Source organism: Microvirga roseola (assembly GCF_020866965.1).
Taxonomy (GTDB): domain Bacteria; phylum Pseudomonadota; class Alphaproteobacteria; order Rhizobiales; family Beijerinckiaceae; genus Microvirga; species Microvirga roseola.
Map to the genome: position 1 here is coordinate 1 of NZ_JAJATX010000034.1, position 19,243 is coordinate 19,243.

Annotated in this window: 11 protein-coding genes; 1 reads left to right on the top strand and 10 read right to left on the bottom strand. The window is 61.9% G+C overall.

Annotated elements, in window-relative coordinates; all coding sequences use genetic code 11:
- The 10 genes from LG661_RS16845 to bcsA all read right to left on the bottom strand — a co-directional run.
- Positions 1-2,088: FdhF/YdeP family oxidoreductase (locus LG661_RS16845; RefSeq protein ID WP_230533043.1), on the bottom strand; the 2,088-nt coding region annotated here is incomplete at its 3' end.
- Between the two features lie 321 nt (positions 2,089-2,409).
- Positions 2,410-2,688: a formate dehydrogenase subunit delta gene (locus LG661_RS16850; RefSeq protein WP_230533044.1), complete on the bottom strand. Its 279-nt coding sequence runs from the start codon at positions 2,686-2,688 to the stop codon at positions 2,410-2,412.
- Positions 2,678-3,526 (bottom strand): formate dehydrogenase accessory sulfurtransferase FdhD, encoded by an 849-nt coding sequence (fdhD, locus tag LG661_RS16855; protein ID WP_230533065.1) that lies wholly within the window; start codon positions 3,524-3,526, stop codon positions 2,678-2,680. The genes LG661_RS16850 and fdhD overlap by 11 nt, the downstream gene beginning before the upstream one ends.
- Complete coding sequence (fdhF, locus tag LG661_RS16860; protein WP_230533045.1) at positions 3,513-6,356, bottom strand: formate dehydrogenase subunit alpha; 2,844 nt, start codon at positions 6,354-6,356, stop codon at positions 3,513-3,515. The genes fdhD and fdhF overlap by 14 nt, the downstream gene beginning before the upstream one ends.
- A gap of 12 nt (positions 6,357-6,368) precedes the next feature.
- Entirely contained in the window at positions 6,369-7,925 is a 1,557-nt protein-coding gene (locus LG661_RS16865; RefSeq protein ID WP_230533046.1) for a formate dehydrogenase beta subunit, read from the bottom strand.
- On the bottom strand, positions 7,922-8,398 hold the full coding sequence (locus LG661_RS16870) for a formate dehydrogenase subunit gamma (RefSeq protein ID WP_230533047.1): 477 nt from the start codon (positions 8,396-8,398) through the stop codon (positions 7,922-7,924). Before LG661_RS16870 ends, LG661_RS16865 begins: the two co-directional genes overlap by 4 nt.
- Before the next feature lie 281 nt (positions 8,399-8,679).
- On the bottom strand, positions 8,680-10,533 hold the full coding sequence (locus tag LG661_RS16875) for a hypothetical protein (RefSeq protein ID WP_230533048.1): 1,854 nt from the start codon (positions 10,531-10,533) through the stop codon (positions 8,680-8,682).
- Positions 10,524-11,621 (bottom strand): glycosyl hydrolase family 8, encoded by a 1,098-nt coding sequence (locus tag LG661_RS16880; protein ID WP_230533049.1) that lies wholly within the window; start codon positions 11,619-11,621, stop codon positions 10,524-10,526. The genes LG661_RS16875 and LG661_RS16880 overlap by 10 nt, the downstream gene beginning before the upstream one ends.
- Positions 11,618-14,032, bottom strand: a complete 2,415-nt coding sequence (locus LG661_RS16885) for a cellulose biosynthesis cyclic di-GMP-binding regulatory protein BcsB (RefSeq protein ID WP_230533050.1) — start codon at positions 14,030-14,032, stop codon at positions 11,618-11,620. The genes LG661_RS16880 and LG661_RS16885 overlap by 4 nt, the downstream gene beginning before the upstream one ends.
- A 53-nt stretch (positions 14,033-14,085) precedes the next feature.
- Positions 14,086-16,260 carry a UDP-forming cellulose synthase catalytic subunit gene (gene bcsA, locus LG661_RS16890; RefSeq protein WP_268995481.1) on the bottom strand — a complete coding sequence of 725 codons (2,175 nt, stop codon included), beginning with the start codon at positions 16,258-16,260 and terminating at the stop codon, positions 14,086-14,088.
- A gap of 296 nt (positions 16,261-16,556) precedes the next feature.
- On the opposite strand from bcsA, the gene LG661_RS16895 reads away from it, so the two are divergent.
- Entirely contained in the window at positions 16,557-19,046 is a 2,490-nt protein-coding gene (locus LG661_RS16895; RefSeq protein ID WP_268995482.1) for a cellulase family glycosylhydrolase, read from the top strand.
- Positions 19,047-19,243: the final 197 nt, after the last annotated feature.

Genomic DNA, 19,243 nt, shown 5'->3' on the forward strand with positions numbered 1-19,243 from the left:
CACCTGCCCTTCCGAGAGCCCCCGCCGCCCCATCTCCTCGGGATTGATGAGAAGGATGTCGCGCGACCCTGAAAGGCCCCGCAGCCGATCGGAAAAGCCGTAGATCGTGGTGTTGAACTGGTCGTTCGAACGCAAGGTGATCAGCGTAAATTCCTCCTCTTGGGGCGGCTCGCCAAGGGCGGTCAGCGTCTCGGGCGCAGTGAACTGGGCCTTCCCGCTCTCGGTCTTCCACTCGCGCTCGCGCGCCGGGTTACCCCGGTGGAATCCGCCCGGCGTAAAGAGCCGCCCGTTGAAGTCGCCGAACTTGTCGGGATAGGTTGCCTCGATCAGGTCGCGGATCAGCCCGTAGTCTCCCGTCCACTCATCCCACCTCACCTTGGGATTGGGCGGCAATGTCGCCTTGGCGATCCCCGCGACAATGGCGACCTCGGACTTCAGATGCGGCGAGGCGGGCTTGCGCTTGCCCAGCGAGCCGTGGATCATGCTCAGGCTGTCCTCCATCGACACTGCCTGTGGCCCCGTCGCCTGCATGTCCTGCTCGGATCGTACGAGGCAGGGCAGCAGCCAGGTGGCCCGTCCAGGCAGCAGGTGCGAGCAGTTGAGCTTGGTCGCAATCTGCACGTTGAGGTCGAGACCGCGCCAGCTCTCCTCGGCGCGGCCGCGGTCCGGGATCGCACGAGCAAGATTGCCGCCCATGGAGATGAGGCCCCGCACCGAGCCGTCGAGCAATCCCTCGACCAGATCCACTGTGGAGCGCCCCTCCTCCTGCGGGGGCTCGAAGCCGAAGAGCTCCCTGAGCTTGTCCATCGGCACGTTCTTGGGCTTTTCGGTGATCCCTACGGTGCGCTGTCCCTGCACGTTGGAATGCCCACGCACGGGCGAGATGCCGGCTCCCTCCCGCCCCATGTTGCCGCGCAGCAGGAGCAGGTTTACGAGCATGGCGAGATTGAGCCAGCCCCTGACGTGCTGCGTCAGGCCCATCCCGTAGATGCCGATGGTGTTCTGCGACGTGGCATAGATCTCGGCCACCTCCTCAAGCTCCTCACGGCGCAGGCCGGATTCCCCCTCGATCTCCTCCCAAGACACTTCGCGCAGCCGCGCCTTGAGATCATCGAGCCCCGTCGTGTGCTCATCGATGAAGGCCTGATCGAGAACCTGCCCTCCCCTCTCGGAGTCAAGTTCCAGCACGCGCTTGCACAGCCCTGCCAGCGCCGCGATATCGCCCCCGGGGCGGACTTGGAGGTAGAGGTCCGAAATCTGTGTTGCGGGCTTCACGGTCATCTGGGCGGGATTCTGAGGATCCGTGAACTCGACGAGGCCCCTCTCGCGGATCGGGTTGAAGGTGACGATCCTGCAGCCCCGCTCCCTGGCGTCCTTGAGCGTGTGTAGGAAGCGGGGCGAGCTGGTCCCGGTATTCTGCCCGAAGAATAGGATCAGGTCGCAATGATCGAAGTCCGACAGCACGCAGGTGCCCACCCCGACCCCGATCACCTTCTTGAGACCCACGCTCGTGGTCTCATGGCACATGTTGGAACTGTCGGGCAGGTTGTTGTGCCCGTAGAGCCGCGCGAAGAGCGCGTAGAGGTAGGCGGTCTCCAGGGTGGCCTTGCCTGACATGTAGAAAACGGTGGATTTTGGCTCGAGCTCTCTGAGCTTTGCGCCGATCCCCTCGAAGGCCTCGTCCCAGGTCGTCTCGACATAGCGATCCGAGGCGGCGTCGTAGCGCATCGGATGAGTGAGCCGCCCGGCCCTCTCCAACTCATAGTCCGGCAGATTGCGCAGCTCGGCTACGGTGTGCTCAGCGAAGAATTCGGGTGTGCAGCGGTCACGTGTGAGGTCCCACATGGTCGCCTTGGCGCCATTCTCGCAGAACTCGAAGAGGTGCGGCTGCGCAGGCTTGGTCCAGGCGCAGGAGGTGCACATGTGCCCGCCCGGCTTGTTCTGGCGCATCAGCGTGCGGAGGGCGCCTAAGGTAGGCCTCTGGTCGGCAAGGATGCGGCTGACTCCTTTGAGCGACCCCCAGCCGCCTGTGGCGTTCTCGTAGTGGGGCGTGTCGGGGCGCTGACCGGTTTTGTCGGGCTTGCTCATCTGGTCCTCCTTGGACGTCGGCGGTCATGCCATGGACAGACGTGGCTGTTCTCGGAACAGGCCCGGAAGCCAGAAGTTCCATTCGCCCGAGCGGTCCGCCCTCCTGTCGGAAAGAACCAGCCTGATCTGTACGGCGTCGCTCTAACTGCGGAAGGAAAAGCAGATGTGCCGCGCCAAAGCTCTGCTCATTGGGCCTCTGAACGCTGCCCGGGCGATAGCGTCCCGATACTGGACCCCCAGTGGTCAGGTTCGGAGGCCCGCCTTTCGTTCAGAGTGTCCGCTTATCATTCCGCCGGTTACGGCGCGGGCTCCCTGTCTCCACTATCCAGCGTCGCTGCCTAGTTCGCCCACAACTTCAGGACCTGCGATTTCCTTCTCGATCGGGCTCTTCCCCGCCTGAAATGCAAGTAGCGCCTTCATCACGAGCGGATCCAATCGAGCTGGCTCCTGCTTGGCACAGGCAACAAGCGTCTGACGCATGCCTGGAGTCCAGAATGCGGTGAGGTGGTCATGGATCCCATTGATGGCTTGACTTTCCGGATAGGACCGGAAGAAACCGGCAATCTGATTGGCCATGCGGTTCAGCTTTTCAACGCTCATGCCGAGTACCTTCCTCGCGAAGACGCTCCATCCCATAAAAAACCGTCACGGTATCCGCTCGCGCAACGCCGACCAACGTGATGTCAAGGCGTCTGGCTCTCTCAAGAGCCAAGGACGTAGGAGCCGAGATCGCAATCAAGGTCCTTGCCCCGAAGGCGGCGACCTTCTCGACCAGCTCGAACGAACAGCGGCTGGTCACGACAGTAAAGCCGCTGTCCGGCTCGATACCTGCGCGGCAAAGGGCGCCGATAAGCTTATCGAGCGCATTATGGCGCCCTACATCCTCGCGAACGCAGCGGATGGTTCCGTCGAGATCTGCCCAAGCAGCAGCATGAACCGCATGCGTTAGCATGTTAAGCGACTGCTCACTTTCGAGCGCAATCAGCGCCTTGCGGATAGCTGCCAAGGAGATCTGTGGTGGAACGCCCCGGATTTCGCGCACCTGCCGCAACGCCTTGAGATCATCGATCCCGCATACCCCACAACCCGTGCGGCCGGACAATATCCGCTTGCGAGCCAAATGCTCGTGAAGCTTTCCCGGCGTCAGGTCGATAGCCAGTTTCAAACCCTCCTCCTCCGCCTCGAGACGCATCCCGCGAATATCATCGGAGCTTTGGATGATGCCTTCGGTCAGGCTGAAACCGACCGCGAAATCCTCCAGGTCGGAGGGTGTCGTCATCATGACGGCGAAGGGAATGCCGCCATAGATGAGGTTGACCGGCACCTCGGTTGGAATGACCCGCCTCGCTGAGGCCGGCTCGCTTCCATCGAAGGCCATGATCAGGGTCGTAGCCTCCTCGATTTCCGGAATTTTTGGTTCTCCCTTAGTCGGCGGCATCGACACGGGCACTGATACGCTTGAGAGCCTGGTCCTCTTCGAAGAACCGGGCCTGCCAGTCGGAGGGGCGGTTCGTGCGGCGTACCTGCACCGCTGTCACCTTGTATTCCGGACAGTTCGTCGCCCAGTCGGAATAGTCTGTGGTGATCACGTTCGCGCCGGTCTTGGCATGGTGGAAGGTCGTGTAGACGACGCCCGGCTGCATGCGCTCACTGATGCTTGCCCTCAGGGCGATATCGCCCGACCGGCTCTCCAGGGACACCAGATCGCCATCCCGAATACCCCGGCTTTCGGCATCGAAGGGATGGATTTCAAGGACATCCTCCTCATGCCAGCGGGTGTTCTGCGTGCGCCTTGTCTGTGCCCCGACGTTGTACTGCGACAGGATTCGACCCGTCGTGAGGATGAGCGGGAAGCGTGGCCCGGTGCGTTCCTCGGTCGGCACGAACTCCGTGATCATGAACTTGCCCTTGCCGCGCACGAACCGGTCCACGTGCATCATCGGCGTGCCGAGAGGAGCAGCCTCGTTGCAGGGCCACTGAATTGACCCCAACTGGTCCAGCTTCTCATAGGACACGCCGGCGAAGGTGGGCGTGAGGCGGGCGATCTCATCCATGATCTCGCCAGGATGCGAATAGTTCATCGGGAAGCCGAGAGCGTTCGAGAAGGCGATAGTGACTTCCCAGTCCGCCATACCACCCAGCGGCGGCATCACCTTGCGCACACGATTGATGCGCCGCTCGGCATTGGTGAAGGTGCCGTCCTTTTCCAGGAACGAAGAGCCCGGCAGGAAGACGTGGGCGTATTTGGCGGTTTCGTTCAGGAAGATGTCCTGAACGACCACGCACTCCATTGCCCTCAGGCCGGCCGTCACATGCTGTGTGTCCGGATCGGATTGAGCGATATCCTCGCCCTGGATGTAGAGGCCCTTGAAGGTACCTTCCACAGCCTCGTCAAGCATGTTGGGAATACGCAAGCCGGGTTCGCTCTGGAGGCTAACATCCCAGAAGGCTTCGAACATCTGACGGGTGGCATCGTCGGAGACGTGCCGGTAGCCGGAAAACTCGTGCGGGAAGGAGCCCATGTCGCAGGATCCCTGCACATTGTTCTGCCCGCGCAGCGGATTCACGCCGGCTCCAGGCTTTCCGATATTGCCGGTCGCCATGGCGAGATTGGCCATGCCCATAACCATGGTCGAACCCTGGCTGTGCTCGGTAACGCCGAGCCCATAATAAATCGCCGCATTTCCGCCGGTGGCATAAAGCCTGGCCGCGCCACGCACATCCGGGGCCGGAACGCCGGTCATCTCCTCCACCGCCTCCGGTGAATGACGCTCGTCGGCAATGAACCGCGCCCAACTGTCGAAGTCTCCGAGATCGCAGCGCTCGCGAACGTAAGCCTCGTCCACGAGCCCCTCCGTTACGATGACATGGGCGATGGCGTTGATCATGGCCACGTTCGTGCCGGGCTTCAAAGGCAGATGGTAGTCCGCTTTGACATGGGGCGAGTTCACGAGATCAATCCGGCGTGGATCGACAACGACGAGTCCTGCACCTTCGCGTAATCGCCTCTTCATACGGGAGGCAAAGACCGGATGTCCGTCGGTCGGGTTTGCCCCGATGACGACGATCACATCGGCCTCATCGACGGAGGCGAAGTCCTGCGTGCCGGCCGAGGTTCCGAGCGTCGTCTTCAGGCCGTAGCCGGTCGGCGAATGGCAAACGCGCGCGCAGGTGTCCACGTTGTTGTTGCCGAAACCGGCGCGGACCAGCTTCTGGACCAGGAACGTCTCTTCATTGGTGCAGCGGGACGACGTGATGCCGCCGATGGCGTCACGGCCGTATTTCGCCTGAATGCGCTTGAACTCGCTCGCGGCATATTCAAGCGCTTCCTCCCACGATACCTCTCGCCATGGATCCGTGATCGCCTCGCGGATCATGGGCTTTGTGATGCGGTCCCCATGTGTGGCATAGCCCCAGGCGAACCGCCCCTTGACGCAGGAATGACCCTCGTTGGCCATGCCATGCTTGTAGGGCACCATGCGCACGACCGTGTTGCCCTTCATTTCAGCCTTGAAGGAGCAGCCGACGCCGCAATAGGCGCAGGTCGTGACCACCGAGTGCTCCGGTTGCCCCAGCGCGATAACGCTGTTCTCGTTCAAGGCAGCCGTCGGGCAGGCCTGCACGCAGGCGCCGCAGGAAACGCATTCCGAGCCGAAGAAATCCAGCCCGCCCGGCGAAACGCGGGCGTCGAATCCCCTGCCCTCGATGGTCAAGGCGAAGGTACCTTGCACCTCTTCGCAGGCCCGCACGCAACGCGAGCAGACGATGCACTTGGAATCCTCGAAGGTGAAATAGGGATTGGACGTATCCGTCGGCGCGTCGAGATGGCTCTCGCCCGCATAGCCGTAGCGGACGTCACGCAGGCCGACAGCCCCAGCCATGTCTTGCAGTTCGCAATCGCCATTCGCCGAACAGGTCAGGCAATCCAGGGGATGATCGGAAATGTAGAGTTCCATCACGCCGCGGCGCAGATCGGCAAGGCGCTGCGTCTGGGTGTGAACGATCATGCCCTCTTCGGCAGGCATCGTACAGGAGGCCGGCGTCCCGCGCCGTCCTTCGATCTCGACTAGGCAGAGGCGGCAGGAGCCAAAAGCTTCCAGAGAGTCCGTTGCGCACAGCTTCGGTATCGCAGTCCCCATCGTCATGGCCGCCGCCATGACGGACGTGCCCACCGGCACGGTCACTGGAAAGCCGTCGATCGTCAGAGACACCGTCTTGCCCGTGGCAGGGACTGGCGTGCCATAGTCAATTTCTTGAATCAGGGGCATGAACAAGCTCCCTTACTCGGCAGCGGGGTGAATACGCGGCGCCTTCGCGAAGTCTTCCGGGAAATGGGTCAATGCACTTCTCACCGGCACGGGAGTCAGCCCACCCATCGCGCAGAGCGAGGCGTCGGTCATAAGAATACAGAGATCGTCGAGTACCTCGAAGTTCTTCTCAGGCTCAATCCCAGCAATGATCCGGTCCATAACCTCAACTCCGCGCACGGCACCGACCCGGCAGGGCGTGCACTTGCCGCAGCTCTCGGCCGCGCAGAATTCGAAGGCGAAGCGCGCTTGCCGCGACAGGTCGACGGTATCGTCGAACACGACGATGCCGCCATGCCCGAGCATGCCCTTAGCGGCGGCGAACGCCTCATAATCCAGCGAGATGTCCAGCATGGATGCTGGAAAGTAGGCCCCGAGAGGCCCGCCGACCTGAACTGCCTTTACCGGCCGTCCCGTGGCCGTTCCACCACCGAAATCCTCGATGACTTCGCGCAGGGTCGTGCCGAACGCCAATTCGATCAGCCCCCCGCGTTTGATGTTGCCCGCGAGCTGGATCGGCTGAGTTCCCCGCGAACGTCCCATGCCGAAAGCGGCATAGGCCTGCGCTCCATGCGCCAGGATCCAAGGCACGGCGGCCAGGGACAGGACATTGTTGACGGCAGTCGGTTTTCCGAACAGTCCCACGAGAGCCGGCAGGGGCGGCTTGGCCTGCACCATCCCTCGCCTGCCCGCGAGGCTTTCCAGCAGGGAGGTTTCCTCGCCGCAGATGTAAGCGCCAGCGCCCAGGCGCGCCTCGATCGTGAAGGCGCGGCCTGAGCCCAGGACCGACGAGCCGAGATAACCAGCCTCGGTGGCGATCTCGATCGCGTCGGACATGGCCCGGTATGCATGCGGGTACTCGGACCGGATATAGATGAAGCCCTTGGTAGCTCCCACGGCCAGACCTGCAATCGTCATACCTTCGATCAGGGAGAAGGGATCGCCCTCCATGAGCATGCGGTCGGCGAAGGTACCGCTGTCACCCTCATCCGCATTGCAGACGATGTACTTTTGGGCGGCCTCGGCATGGAGGACCGTGTCCCATTTGATACCTGTCGGAAAGCCGGCCCCGCCCCGTCCCCGCAATCCGGAGAGCTTGACCTCGTCCACAATGGCCTGCGGCTCGAGAGAGAGCGCACGTTCAAGACCGGCATAGCCGCCATGGGCCCGGTAATCCTCGACTGACCGGGAATCGACGATACCGCAGCGGGCGAAGGTCAGGCGTGTCTGCCGGGCGAGATAAGGCTGATCCTCCAGGCGCCCGAGCCGGAGAGGATGTGCCTCACCGGAGAGAAAACCGGCCTCAAACAAACTAGCAACATCGGACGGTTTGAGGGGTCTATAGGCTATCCGCCCCTCAGGAGCCTCGACCTCGATCAGGGGCTCGAGCCAGTACATCCCTCGGGAGCCGGTGAAAACAACCTCCAACGGCAGGCCGCGTGCAGCGGCCTCCTCGCCGAGCATCTGGGCCATTCGGGCGGACCCAAGAGACAGCGAAGCCGCATCACAGGAGATGAACACCCTCGTCATGCGCCTCTCGCCTGCTGAACAATGGTCCCAAGCACCTCCTGATCGACTCGTCCCAGGGGCTTTCCATCGTAGAGGACGGAGGGAGCACAGGCACAGAGCCCCAGACAATGAACGCCCTCCACCGTCAGGGCTCCGTCCGGAGTCGTTTCGCCCCACTCGATACCGAGCGTCTGCAGGAGCGCCTCGGCCAAACGGGCACCGTTCATGGCCTGGCAGGCCTCGGCGCGGCAAAGCTTGAGCACGTGCCGCCCTGGCGGCGCACGGCGGAAATCATGATAGAAGGTGATGATGCCGTGAACTTCGGCTTGGGACAGGTTCAAGGCCTGCGCGACCAGCGTCGCAGCCTCCTCATGGATGTACCCGAACTCCTCCTGCAAGGCGTGGAGGATCGGGAGGGCAGCCCCATCGAGCGATGCATAGCCAGCAATGATCTGGCATCCGCGAGCCCTATTCCATCGATCAGGTCCGATCATCTGCATACCTGGAACATCTCAACATACTATAGGCGGCGAACTTGATACTATAGGCGGCGAACTTGCGCCGTCCATGCAATTAAGATATTCCCGGAACGGACCCCCATGGCCCAGCCTGATATGTCTTGAAGGAGAGCAGTCCTTTCGGCTGGATCTCTGCTTTCGGCTCGTGCGGTGCGGGTACCGAGCAGGTCGCCCCCTCCGGCGTCTAGCACAAAGATGCCGAATCAGCAGACGCCTAACGGTGACCCGCACCTTTGACGGAGGGCTTTCCGGCAGTCTCAGTCGCCGAGATGGGTGGGGTCGAGCTTCGAAGAGGAATAATAGAGCCCGTACTGCGTATCGCGCGTCGATCGCTTCTTATCGAGTTCCGCAAAGAGCGTACGTGCCTTGTCATACTGGCTCAGGTGGTAAAGCGACCACCCGCGGAGGACACTCAGGCCGTGGTCCTCCCGTGCGATGGCGGCTCGCTGCTCCAGGGTTGCCAGAGCCTCCCGGTACTTTCCGTCTTTGAACTGCGCCACCGCCTCCCGGGCCATCTGCCCGGCGCGTCCTCCGCCCTGTCCGCCGCCTCGGCGGGTACCTCTGCGCGCCGTTTTCGCGGCAACTTTCTGGTTGTATGCCTCCAAGGCAGCGACGGCAGGGAAACGTTCACCGTATTGCGCAATGGTCTTCCGGAACAGCGCCTGATCCTTTACCTGGTGAGCGGCAAGAGCTAGGCCGAGGGCATTCGTTTCGTTGGCCTCCCAGGCGACAGCCTTTGAGAACCAGGACTGGGCCTCCTGATAGGCGCTCGTGTTGTAGTAGTACCAACCGAGCGCCTGTGCACCCATTGCCGACTTTACCGTCTCGACAACGCCTGCGGTCCTGCTCAACCGGCCCGCTTCGACCGTCCCTGGATTGGGCTCGGTCAGCGCCATGGCGACGATTTCGACGTAGAGCTTCGCGATGAGAGGGTCAGCATCGCGCCACTCGTAGGCGAGCTCCTCGGCCTCCTGAAGCTGACCCTGCTGGCGCAGCGCCAGCGCATATCCCTCAGCCGCCTTCGGTACCCGCTCCCAGGACATGGCCTGCTTGAACCATTGCGCCGCGCCCGGCCAGTCCTTCTGCGAATAGCGCAGCCACCCCAGCAGAACCGCGTCGTTGGCAAACTTTTTCTGAGTCACGAGCGCCTCGAACTTGCGCAGCTCGGCCACCGGAACCGGCTGAGAGGTCGGATCCGAGATGGAGGATCCGATCTGCCTGCGCAGCAGATCCAGTTGCACCGCCTCGAACTCGCTCATGCCGCCCGGCTGACGTCGCCCCATCGCAATCAGGGTCTTGACGATCTCCGGCGGAAGCAGTTCCGAAGCCTTCTGGACGGTCGCGAGCCTCGCGGCCGGATCCGCACAATTGGACAGGATATACCGGTAGAGTTCCTGCGCGCGCGCCTGATCGCCGGTCTGGATCAGAGCCTCGGCGACACGCCACATGACATCGATATCCGAGCAGGCCAGCATTCCCGGATCGAACTCGGCCAGGGTCAGGACGCCTGCCGCATCCTTGGCATCCGATGCGGCGACGAGCTGCACGCGAAGCTCAGCCCGCTCGAACTTCGTGATGAAATCGTCGGAAGGCCGCCAGGTGGGATCCTGCGCCCGGATCTCGGCCACGGCGGTGCGAATTTCATCGAACCGTCCCGCGGCGAACAGGTCCCAGAGCCCCTGCTCGATGGTGGGATCGCGCGCCTCCTCGAACAGGTTGCTCGGCGGCTCCCAGGTGGGATGGAGCGCCTTGAGACGCCGGATTTCCATCGAGACACGCGCAGCGTCGTTCTGCGAGGCATAGAAGCGCAATGCGCTCTCATCGACCTTCGCCGGAGCCACATTGATATTCGCCGGCGCCCGCGGTTGCGGCTGAGCGTTGGTCAGGGAGCCTGTACCCGATAGAAGGGGCGAACGCGGAATTCCCTGTGTCGTCGTGGGATCCGCCGGCAGGGCGGCGCGGAGATTGAAGGGAGTTTCTTGAGCGGCTCCACTGGCCTGCCCCTGGAGCAGGGACGGACGCCTCAAGGTCTCCGCCGAAGAGCTGCCGGTGGCGAGCAACGCCACGGGAGCCACGCAGCCGAGGAAAAGGATCATGCGTTTCACAGACATTCCGGATACCTTTCCTGGAGCGCGATAAGGGAGAGGATGTGCAAGGTGGTCGGGTAATAGGCACCGGGTTCGATAATGCGTAGCGAGGCATGGAGCTTCTGGCGGGCGAGCGCACATTTGGCCGTTGCGACGACGGCCTTGAAGCCGACGCCGCCGAGGGTGTCCAGCGCGCTCCCCGACGGCAGCTCGATCTCGAACGGACCCAGGTTGAGCTTCTCGTTCCACAGGCCTGCGAAGGGGCGAAGCAGATCCGGCTGCTCGATCTTCGCCCAAGCGAGATACAGCGGAATGCGGATCGCGTTGTAGCTGAAGCGTGGAGGAAAGGACTTGGCCGGCGCCGGAGGCGCCGATCCGACGGCGATCCAGTCCGATGGAAGCCGCATGGGGCCGAACCGGCTCTCCCGCAGCAGGCGCAGACCGCTCGCCTGCACGCCAGCCCAGTCGATTTCCGGCGCCAACCCTCTGAGCCGCTCGAAGGCGGGAAATACCCAGTAGGACAGGTTCAGCACCTGGCCGTCGGAATGATCCTCTACGGAAAATCCCAAACGGCCGGGCAGCAGCACCGGCCCGGCTTCGTTCGGGGCGATCACCGTGCGCCCCAGGGCCGACAGGATGCTCCGTGCAGCGTCGACATACTCTGCGCTCTTCCACTTTTCCCCGGCCTCGATCAGAGCCCAGGCGATGAGGATGTCTCCATCCGTCGCATTGTTCTTGTCCGTGACATGAGGCGAGGCCTGCTCCTTCCACTGCCATGCGGCAAGTCCGCTGGGGTCGATGAAGAGTTCCTGCTTCGTCCAGCGCCAGATCTCGTCGAACCCTGTGCGATCGCCGGCCTTGACGGCGATCAGCATCGCATAGCCCTGCCCCTCGCTGTGGCTGATCCGGTTGACATCGTCGACGACCCGTCCCGAACGGACGAAGTGCTTCTTGTAGGCTTCCCAGGCTGCCTCAAGCCACCCGGCCGGCAATCCCTGCGGCATGGCCGGCGGCATCGGGCCGTCGCGCCTTTGGGCAGGCGCTCCAAAAGCCGGAATGACGGCTGCGAGAAGCAGGACAAGAGCCAGGCTAGCCAATCGCCGCGTTATCACTCTCTCACTCCCGATAGGCGCAGCACCCGATGCAGCGCAAATGTCAGGACCAAAAGAATACCGAGAAGTCCCGTAATATGGACGGCGCTGTTACGGGAAAGCCAGCCCGCAATGATGAGACGTACGTTCTGGATGTCCAAAGGAGCGGTCGGAACGAGCAGAATTCGCTCCGATACCTGCGTCTCCACCGCCGCGTCCTGCGACTTGTAAACTGCGGCTTGGCCGACAAACTGCTGCCAATGCGAGCTCGCCAGGATATCGGACAGACTGCTCTTCAGGCGGTCGGCAGTCGGCGCCAGGATGACGGTTGTCGTCTCGACGCTTGGCAGCAGCCTTGCCATCAGCCCAGCCTCCAGCTCCTTCGTCCTCGCCCCCTGCGCGACGACGAGTGCAACGTCCTCGGTCACATCGATGCCCTTTGTTGTCTGAGAGCCGAGTATGCCTGCGCGATGCAGCGAACCTGCGGTCGCATTCCTGATCCAATCCACTGCACTTCTGGCATGTCCCATCAGGTCGGATCCATCGACCGACTTCACTGCGCCGAGAAGTCCTGATCCCTCTCTGGCTGCTTCTGCCAGTTGGATCAGCGAAGAGCTTGGTAGACTGCGTTGAACATCCTTCGGCTCCGCATCGGACGGTGACAGATGGATTTCATCCCCGATGAATGCGACCTGGATCGGCTTTGCAACCACACCGATACGTGGCGCATCCGGAGATAGTCGCGGCCCTATCTTTCCGAGTTTGGCAGGATCGAGACCGGCTGCCCGGACCGTCGCCTCCGGCATGTCATCATAGGCGCCGAACGCCAGAACATGGTCTGCACCCTCAGGCATGCGGTCGAAAGTGAACTTAGCCTTTGTGGGAATGCGCGATACGCTCGCTATCTTGGCCAGCATGGTCAAAGACGCCGCAATCGCCTCGCGCCGTGCCTTCGGCACGAAGACATGCAACTCTTTCGATGCGGACAGGTGCGTGAGCCCACCTGGAACGATGGAAGAGATGTTCGGCAGCGTCCCGATCCTGGCCAGCGCCGGAACGGTGATTTCACTGGTGCCCAAAAGCAGGTACCGCTCGCGTTGATCAGCCAGGGATGCAATCTCGCAGGTTTCATCGACCTGCGTCCGCGTCTCCGCCTCGATATCGACGGTATTCAGCCCCGGCTTGAAGGCGCGAACCGGGAGGTAGAGCATGCGCCGGCTGAGGACGTCGCCCGCCGGGTTCGCCATGGCAATATCGGCGATCGGTGCGCCGTTCACCCTCACGACCATCTTGCTCTCTGGAGACAGGGCCGATGCATAGGCCGCATCAATGGCCAGCGTCAGGCGATCGTAATCGGCAACAAGAAGATCGGATGGAAGTTGCAGCCGAAACGTTTGCCGGTATAGGCGGCCTCGGAAGGGCTCCGATTCCAATCCGAGTTCGGCAAGATTCACGGTTTCACCTCCTCCGAAGAGGCGGCCGTTCACATTCTTCAGCGCCCGCAGGCCAGCTGCCGAGCCATGGAGCGCTGCACCCGAGGCCTCCCGGGTGAGGGCTTCGAGAGCAGCATCGATCTCGGTCTCCGTTGCCCCGGTTACGACGAGAGTTACACGGCCGCTTTGCTGGTCGTGTATGAGAATAGACTGCGGTCCGCTCCCGGGGATACGAATACCCAGCGCGCGCTCTACGACTGGAAGAGTGCCGATTACGACATCGAGCCCCGCATCCATTGCCTGGTCCGGGTCGATCTCGACGACAGGGTTGGAGTAGCGGCCGAGGAGAACGACCGCCTGGGCTGCCCGTGAAGCTCGCTCGATGCTGGCGCTTTCAAGTCCGCCGGGTATGCGTATCCGGATCGGAGTTAGGCCGTTCCGATCAGGCTTCACGGCAGGCAGATCCCGCAACTGGCGGATCTCCCCGCGGGCTCCTGTGAAGACGAGATCGCTCTGCTCGGTGAGGACGCGGGTCCATAGCTCGTAGGTCGATTCCACCGAGCAGTCGACACGATGCGTCTGGCGCACGCTGACGCGGACTGCATTGAAGCCCGGCTCCAGGAGACCGGGCGGAATGGCGAGGCTCAGGGTTTCGGGCTCGCTCGCGTTCTGCACAACCGTGTCGCCGACTACGACATCGTTCACGCGGACAGTGAGCTTGAAGGTCTCCGGCATCACGGAGATGGCGTTGAGATAAGCCAACCGCAGCATGGCAGGCCTGGTCGCCTCGGCGGTTGTGATGAACAGGGGGAATTCACGGCTGACCGCCTCGCCCACCAGGCGGGCCTCGTCCAGGGAAATCGGAAGGGGACGTTTCCACTCGGGCATCGCGAAGTCGAGGGAAGTGATCGGCCCCGCAGGGCGCGATGGCGTTTCCGCTGCCGCGGCAGAAAACAGAAAAAGACTTGCGGCTATGGCCGCGGTCGGAATAAGGCGCATTGTGAACTCCTGCTCGGAGGAATGGCGGCGAACTCGGAATGGCAGCGGGAATCTCAACTCGTTGCAGCAGACGGTCTGAGGGTCTGGCCGCGGCGGAAAAGCCCGAAATAGATGCCGCGCAGAGTTTGCCGCAGCCCCCACATCAGGACCTGGGCGGTGCCGAGAATCAGGCTCTTGCCCCGCTGCCTGGCCTGCCGACCGCGGAGGAGCGCGCTCAGGTCCCCATACATGAGTTCCGCCACCGCGCCATACTCGACAGCGCTGAGTCTGGCGAAGCCCAGTCCTACCAACCTGTTTTCGCCCTCAGGGCGCAAATTGGCGACAACCACGGGAAGAGATATGCAATCCTTCCTCTGGCCGATCGCGGTGATCGTCAGCGTTGCGGCGGCCTGAGGCCGGATCGTGCCGGGCCCGTGAGCCTGGACGAGCAGTCCGCTCTGCGAAATATCTGCGAGTCGGACCGGGAAGACCGTATCCTGGACCTGTAAGATCCCGCTTCCTCCAATCGGAACCCGATGAGCTTTGCGACGCTCGCGGCGCTCCGACACGGCCCCCAGGGCAAGCCCCGCCATGATCAGGTTGAGGAGGTTCCACAAGCCTACGATCACGAGCAGGCCGACCGCATGCGGTTCATACTGGAGCCGGTAGATCACGATGACTGCGCCGGCAAAAAGGATGGCAAAGATCAGGAAATAGGGCCACGCGAGGCCCGACAGGTGATCCTCATCCGTTGCGCCGCCTTTCGCCGTTACATTGAAGGTCGGACGGCGCGGGTTCTTGATGACGCCCATAATGGCCGGAAGCAGGTAGACCGACTGGACGTACTCGTAAATCTCGGAGACCCACGGCCACCGGAAGCGATTATAGGAATAGCTCTGAAGCAGGAGCGCCGCGAAAAGATACGTCAGCGTGTAGGCACCGAACTCCTCGACGGTCGCGTTGTAGATCTTGAGGTCGAGGAAGATGTAGAGGAGAGGGGCGAAAATGAACACCATGCGCGGGATCGGGAAGAGCCAGAACATGCAGGTGGATATGTAGCAAATGCGCTGCGCGACGCTCAGCCCCCTCTTAAAGGCCGGGTTCTTCATCAGCAGGATCTGGAGCATTCCGGTACACCAACGGGTACGCTGGCCGATGAAGGACGAGAATGTCTCAGGCTGAAGACCGGCAATCAGAGGCTTGTCGACGTAAAGACTTCTCCAGCCGCGCGCATGGAGCTCCAGGGCCGTCTCGCAATCCTCCGTAATGGATGTGCCTGCAAACCCGCCCGCCTGCTCAAGCGCCATACGACGGAGAACGGCAGCAGAGCCGCAAAAAAACGCCGCGTTCCACTTATCGAGACCCTTTTGGATCATGTGGTAGAACATCTCGTTCTCAGACGGCATGCGCTCGAATGTCGAGAGATTCTTTTCAATGGGATCGGGATTTATGAAGAAGTGCGGTGTCTGAACGAGGAAGAGCTTTGGGTCCTCCTGGAAGAAGCCCACCGTTTCCCGCAAGAAGCCCTTTTCCGGAGCATGGTCAGCGTCGAAGACAACGACTAGTTCGCCTTGGGAATAGAGCAGTCCGTTCGACAGATTGCCGGCTTTGGCATGAACATTTCGCTCTCGCGTCAGATATCTTACGCCAAGATCGTGGCAGAGCCTCTGCAACTCCTCGCGGCGCCGCAAGGCAGCCTGGGATATCGCGGGATTGTGCGATTCGACTTTCCCATCCGTTCCGCCGTCGTCGAGAAGATAGATGGTCAGCTTGTCACGGGGGTAGTCCATGGCCTTAGCGGCAGACAGCGTGATCGCAAGCAGCCCGGCATCCTCGTTGTAGGATGGGACGAATACGTCGACGGTCGGCGCCTCCGCCGGCGAAACCGCAGGAGCGCGGCTCCTGTTGATCGGGCGTGCTATGACGAAGAGGCTCAAGCCCAGCATCACGATGCAGAACACCTCTGCGGTATAGACGATCAGGCCCGGCACGAAGTCCTGAAGGTCACTGACGCTGGGTAGAGTTGCCGTCGTGCGCCAGTAGAGATAGCGGAGAACGAGCAAGGCACCGAGCGCATAAAAGAGGTGGCGCCAATAGCCCCTCAAGCCGAGGAGCTTAATGGCGAGCATCGCCAGAAGACAGGCTTGCGCAAGAACCCACTGCGCTTCCATTCCAACCGGCTGCAGCACCAGAAACAGTGCCGAACAGGTGGCCATGACTAGAAACCCAAGCGACAGTGCTTGCAACATTCGCGCCCCCAACGTGTCAGCAGCCGCAAACAAGGCGGCTTTCCGGCGCAGATTGGGCGAGGTCGGGGCAACTTAGCTACTGCAGCGAAGGTATGATGCGGCGCAGCATAGGTCGTAATACCTATGAGTAAATTCCTACACAAAAGGTCATGCAGCGGAGGCCGTTCCGGCCGAGCTAACGTTGGGCGGAATCCACCCGCGGGAGCCTGCAGGGCAGCAGTGCACCGGGACTGCGATCGGTCGCAGCCGAGACTTGCATAGGCCCTCCGCAGTATCATGCGAACCGGCAAGGCAATATGATCGGCTCTCTCAGCACAAGCGGCAATCAGATCGTAGACGGCGCCGGGAGGCCGGTGAAGATTTCCGGCGTCAACTGGTTCGGGCTCGAATCGGATCGCTATGCACCCGATGGCCTGCACGCGCGTAACTACAAAGCCATGATCGACCAGATGGCCGAGCTTGGCTTCAATACGATCCGCCTTCCCTTCTCGAACCAACTGTTCGACCCGGCCAGCAGACCCAGCGGCATCGACTACTCGATGAACCCCGACCTCGCCGGGCTCGATGGCCTGCAGATCCTGGACAAGATCGTCGAGTATGCAGGTCGGATCGGGATGCGGATCATACTCGATCATCATCGAAGCAGCACCGGTGCCGGATCCTCAGAGAACGGACTCTGGTACAACGACCAGTACAGCGAGCAGCGCTGGATCGCCGACTGGACGATGCTGGCCCAGCGCTATGCCGACAATCCAGCCGTCATCGGCGCCGATTTGCACAACGAGCCGCACGGACCCGCAACATGGGGCGGCGGGGGCACCCTCGACTGGGCATCAGCCGCGGAACGTGCAGGCAATGCCATTCACGGCGTCAATCCCAACTGGCTGATCTTCGTGGAAGGCGTCGATACCTATAACGGCGAGCATTACTGGTGGGGCGGAAACCTGATGGGTGTCCGAGACAGGCCCATCCAGCTCAACACCGCCAACAAGCTCGTCTACTCCGCACACGATTACCCCAACTCGCTTTTCGCCCAGCCCTGGTTCAGCGATCCGGCCTTTCCGAACAACCTGCCGGCCAAATTCGAGCAGATGTGGGGCTACATCTATCGGGACGGCATCGCTCCCGTCTATCTGGGCGAATTCGGGAGCAAGCTGACCGATCCTAAGGATCTCGCCTGGCTGGCCCAGATCAAGGCCTATCTTGGAGGCGACTTCGACGCGAACGGCACGAGGGACATCCCTACCGGCCATGAAGGAATCGGTTGGACCTGGTGGTCCTGGAACCCGAATTCAGGCGACACCGGCGGCATTCTGAAAGAGGACTGGAGCAGCATCGAGCAGGAAAAGGTCGACCAGCTGCAGCCTCTCCTGTGGTCCGGCCGATTTCCGCCGGTCTTCGTCGGCACCTCCGGCAGCGATGAACTGAGCGGAACAGCGCAATCTGACATCATGCGCGGGCTTCACGGCAGCGATAAGCTCATTGGCGGAAGCGGCGACGATTCGATCGACGGCGGTTCCGGCGTCGACACAATGTCCGGAGGAACGGGCAACGATACGTTCCTGGCAGACAGCAAGGACACTCTGATCCTGGAAGCTGCTGGCGAAGGTCACGACGTCGTCTGGGCTGACGTCAGTTTTGCCTTGGCGGCAGGTTCGGCAGTTGAGGAGTTGCGGGCGTCTGGAAAGACGCTGGCGGTTTCCCTCACGGGCAATGCCTTCGCCAACTGGGTTGTGGGAACGACAGCCGGCGATACCCTCAATGGTGGCGCCGGAGCCGATACCCTGGCAGGCGGCTCGGGAGGCGACGTCTACATTGTCGACAACCTATCGGATCGTGTTCTTGAGGCTGCGAATAGCGGCAACGACACCGTCCTGGCCCGATCCTCCTTCACTCTGGGCAGCAATGTGGAGACGCTGAAGGCGGTCGCCGGCATCTGGGGTCTGCAACTGCGCGGCAACTCCCTCGCCAATGAGATTGCTGGCAATGTCAGGGCCAATACGATCTTCGGCAAAGATGGAAGCGACACCCTCTACGGCGATGGAGGCAACGACAAGCTCTACGGCGGGAACGGCCGGGACACGCAGTATGGGGGCCTCGGCCGTGACTCTCTCGACGGGGGATCCGCCAACGACAGGCTTTATGGGGATACAGGGAACGATACCCTGAAAGGCGGAACCGGAAACGACTTGCATTACGGAGGCACCGGTCACGACAAAGCCTATGGATCCAGCGGGAATGACAGGCTCTATGGCGATACCGGCCGGGATACTCTCTACGGGGGCTCAGGCAGCGACCGGCTCTACGGCGGAACGGGAAAAAACAAGCTCGACGGCGACAGCGGCAACGACAAAATCTATGGGGGCTCCCATGCCGACCGCCTCTACGGCGGCACCGGCAGGGATGCCATAAGAGGAGATGCCGGCCATGACAGCCTATATGGCGAAAGCGGCAACGACACGCTTTACGGGGGCCACGGCCGAGACACCTTCGATACACGACCGAGTTCAAGGAATTTCGACAAGATCAAGGACTTCAATGCCGCCGATGATACGATCCGCCTCGCGCGCAAGGTCTTCAAGACGGTCGGAGACAAAGGATCGCTGAACGAGAGTGCCTTCAGCGTTGGAACGAGAGCACAGGATGCCTCGGACAGGATCGTCTACAATCCATCGACCGGAGCGCTCCTGTTCGATCAGGATGGGACAGGGCCCACATCCGCTGTCAGGTTTGCCGTCCTGCAGACGGACCTGCGGATCACCCACCGCGATTTCCACATCATCTGACTGGATTTCGTCGGCAGTCATATACGAGACGGCACGCGGGAGAAAGCAGGCGCCTGCTCGCCAGGCTTCATCTTAGCCCGCAAGGCCTACTGTCATCGTATGTGAGTAGCCTTTCTAATGTCGGCGAGCGTAAACGAGGCCGAAATCCCCTCACTTCCGCCATGTTCCAAGTTGGACATGCAAAAGGCGGGCAGTGC

What these genes read in the sequence shown, in the direction of transcription:
- LG661_RS16850 (WP_230533044.1), bottom strand. Translation starts at nt 2,688, where the DNA reads ATGAGCGTTGAAAAGCTGAACCGCATGGCCAATCAGATTGCCGGTTTC.
- fdhD (WP_230533065.1), bottom strand. Translation starts at nt 3,526, where the DNA reads ATGCCGCCGACTAAGGGAGAACCAAAAATTCCGGAAATCGAGGAGGCT.
- fdhF (WP_230533045.1), bottom strand. Translation starts at nt 6,356, where the DNA reads ATGCCCCTGATTCAAGAAATTGACTATGGCACGCCAGTCCCTGCCACG.
- LG661_RS16865 (WP_230533046.1), bottom strand. Translation starts at nt 7,925, where the DNA reads ATGACGAGGGTGTTCATCTCCTGTGATGCGGCTTCGCTGTCTCTTGGG.
- LG661_RS16870 (WP_230533047.1), bottom strand. Translation starts at nt 8,398, where the DNA reads ATGATCGGACCTGATCGATGGAATAGGGCTCGCGGATGCCAGATCATT.
- LG661_RS16875 (WP_230533048.1), bottom strand. Translation starts at nt 10,533, where the DNA reads ATGTCTGTGAAACGCATGATCCTTTTCCTCGGCTGCGTGGCTCCCGTG.
- LG661_RS16885 (WP_230533050.1), bottom strand. Translation starts at nt 14,032, where the DNA reads ATGCGCCTTATTCCGACCGCGGCCATAGCCGCAAGTCTTTTTCTGTTT.
- bcsA (WP_268995481.1), bottom strand. Translation starts at nt 16,260, where the DNA reads ATGTTGCAAGCACTGTCGCTTGGGTTTCTAGTCATGGCCACCTGTTCG.
- LG661_RS16895 (WP_268995482.1), top strand. Translation starts at nt 16,557, where the DNA reads ATGATCGGCTCTCTCAGCACAAGCGGCAATCAGATCGTAGACGGCGCC.